This window comes from Burkholderia sp. Ac-20353 (assembly GCF_017104785.1).
In the GTDB taxonomy this organism is placed as follows: domain Bacteria; phylum Pseudomonadota; class Gammaproteobacteria; order Burkholderiales; family Burkholderiaceae; genus Burkholderia.
Genome location: NZ_JAAGPL010000408.1, coordinates 1 through 2,826 on the forward strand (window position 1 = coordinate 1; position 2,826 = coordinate 2,826).

Genomic DNA, 2,826 nt, shown 5'->3' on the forward strand with positions numbered 1-2,826 from the left:
GCCACCGCGACCCTCGCCGCGGACAGTGCGCCGGGCGGCCTCGCGCAGGCAACCGGGGTCGTGCCGGCCGACACGAGCCCCGCCAACGTGGCCACGCCGACGCCGTCGTCGGCCTGGAACCAGTTGACGCCGTGGACGCAGTTCCACGGCTATCTGCGGGCCGGCGTCGGGACGAGCGACAGCCATTCGCAGGCCTGCTTCCAGCTGCCGGGCGCGCAGAGCAAATACCGGCTCGGCAACGAATGCCAGATCTACAGCGAGCTGGAGATCGACCAGACGCTGTTCAAGTTCGCGAACGGCATGCAGCTGTCGGCGGTGGGGATGGCGAGCCTCGTCAACGATCTCGACCGCACGCCGACCTTCGACGGCAATCATGGCCGCGTGCGCCTGCCGCAATCGTACGTGCAGCTCACCGACATTCCGGGGCTCGACGGCACGCGGATCTGGTTCGGGCGCATCTATTACCGGCGCAACGACGTCCATATCAACGACTTCTACTACTGGAACCCGAGCGGCCTCGGCGCGGGTATCGAGAACGTGCCGATCGGCGGTGGCCTGAAGCTCAGCTACGCGCTGTTCCGCGAGGACTACATCGACCAGCCGAACTACGCGACGCGTCACGACCTGCAACTGTCCGGCGTGCATCCGAACCCCGGCGGCGAACTGCAGTTCGGGCTGTCGTACATCCCAGCCCGCGCGCCGGTGCTGGACGCGAACGGCGTGATGCAGGACGCGCACAGCGGCTGGTCGTTCACGGTCCAGCACGTGCAGACCAACCTGCTCGGCGGCAAGAACAAGCTCGCGTTCCAGTACGGCGTCGGTCCGGGCACCGGCCTCGGCTACACGGGCACGCTGACGAACGACAACCGCTACAAGAGCATCCGCGTGCTCGATGCGTTCGACTGGCAGGCGACCCGCGACTTCGGCGGACAGGTGGTCGGCATCTGGCAGCGCGACATCGCGCCGTCGGGCGGCTCGCAGACGTGGGTGTCGATGGGCGTGCGCCCCGTGTACGCATTCACGCAGCACGTGAAGCTGCAAGGCGACCTCGGCCATGACCGCGTGACGCCGTCCGGCGGCCCGACCCGCACGTTGCTGAAGGCGAGCGTCGCGCTGACGCTCGCGATGGATCGCTCGTTCTGGTCGCGGCCGGAGTTTCGCGTGTTCTACACGTATGCGCGCTGGAACAAGGCCGCACAGGATGCGGCGGCGCCCGGCGATCCGCTGTCGACGACCGGCATCTTCGGGACGTCGCGCAGCGGTTCGACAGTCGGCGCGCAAGTTGAATGGTGGTGGTGACCGACATGAACGAGATGAATGCGCGTTGTACGACGATATCGATCGGGGCCGAGCCGATTCCGTTCTCGCGGATCGTGTTCGGGATGTGGCGGCTCGCCGACTGGCGGCTGTCGCGCCGCGAGCGCCGTGCGTTGATCGACGCGGCGCTCGAGCTCGGCGTGACGAGTTTCGACCACGCGGACATCTACGGCGACTATACGGCCGAGGGCCTGTTCGGCGAGGTGCTCGACGACGCGCCGCATCTGCGCGAGCCGATGCAGATCGTGACGAAATGCGGAATCCGGCTCGTGTCCACGCGCCGGCCCGCGCACCGGCTCAAGCATTACGACGCTGGGGCCGCGCATGTCGTCGCGTCGGTCGAGCAGTCGCTGCGCGCGCTGCGCACCGACCGGCTCGACCTGCTGCTGCTGCATCGTCCCGATCCGCTGATGGATGCCGACGAAGTCGCCGCGACGTTCGCCGCGCTGCGGCGCGACGGCAAGGTGAGGACATTCGGGATCTCGAACTTTACGCCGGCACAGGCGGCGCTGCTGCAGGACCGGATGGCCGGGCACGGCATGTCGCTCGCGACGAACCAGGTCGAATGCTCGCTGCTGCATCTCGCGCCGCTCGACGACGGCACGTTCGACCAGGCGCAGCGCTGGCGTTGCCCGCCGATGCTGTGGTCGCCGCTCGCGGGCGGGCGCCTGCTGACCGAAGCGTCGCCGGCCGCGACGCGGGTGCGTGCCTGTGCCGAGCGGATCGGCGGTGCGCTCGGCGTGCCGGCGACGACGGTGCTGTTCGCGTGGCTGCTCGCGCTGCCGTGCCGGCCGCTGCCGATCGTCGGGTCGAGCCGGATCGCGGCGCTGCGCGAAGCGGTGGCGGCGACGCGGCTGCCGCTCGCGCGCGAGCACTGGTTCGAACTGCTGCAGGCGGCGCGCGGCGCGGAGGTTCCTTGAACGACATGATCGAAAGCCGATGACAATCCGGGGGCAACAATGAGCGAAGCGATTCTCAACGATCATCCGGCCGCGCGGCCCGCATGGCCCGTCGTGCACGACGCCGAACCCCGCCTGCTCGCGGACATTGGCGGCACGCACGCGCGCTTCGCGCTGGAGCGTGCGCGCGGCGAGATAGGCGACGTGCGCGTCTATCGGTGCGGCGATCATGCCGGCGTTGCCGACGCGGTGCGCGCGTTCCTGCGCGATGCCGGCGGCGTGCGGGTGCGGCACGCGGCAATCGCGATCGCCAATCCGGTGGACGGCGATCTGGTCAGCATGACGAATCACGACTGGCGCTTCTCGATCGACGCGACGCGCCGTGCGCTCGGCTTCGACACGCTGCACGTGGTCAACGACTTCGCGGCGCTTGCGATGGCCGTGCCGCATTTGTCGGCGGAACAGCGGCGGCAGGTTGGCGGCGGCCATCGGCAACCGGGGGGCGCGATCGGCGTGCTCGGCGCCGGAACCGGGCTCGGCGTGTCGGCGCTCGTGCGCGCGGGCGACGCGTGGGTGCCGATGTCCGGCGAGGGCGGGCACGTGTCGTTCG

At 69.7% G+C, this 2,826-nt stretch carries 3 protein-coding genes; all 3 read left to right on the forward strand.

Going from position 1 to position 2,826, the window contains the following annotated elements:
- On the forward strand, window positions 1-1,299 hold a 1,299-nt coding region (locus tag G3N94_RS40725; RefSeq protein ID WP_205799822.1), incomplete at its 5' end, for a carbohydrate porin.
- Between the two features lie 5 nt (window positions 1,300-1,304).
- Window positions 1,305-2,237: an aldo/keto reductase gene (locus G3N94_RS40730; protein ID WP_241022354.1), complete on the forward strand. Its 933-nt coding sequence runs from the start codon at window positions 1,305-1,307 to the stop codon at window positions 2,235-2,237.
- Between the two features lie 39 nt (window positions 2,238-2,276).
- The coding region (locus tag G3N94_RS40735; protein ID WP_205799824.1) for a glucokinase at window positions 2,277-2,826 on the forward strand (550 nt) is incomplete at its 3' end.

Excerpts from the sequence above, each read along its gene's own strand:
- G3N94_RS40730 (WP_241022354.1), top strand. The coding sequence starts at position 1,305 with ATGAACGAGATGAATGCGCGTTGTACGACGATATCGATCGGGGCCGAG.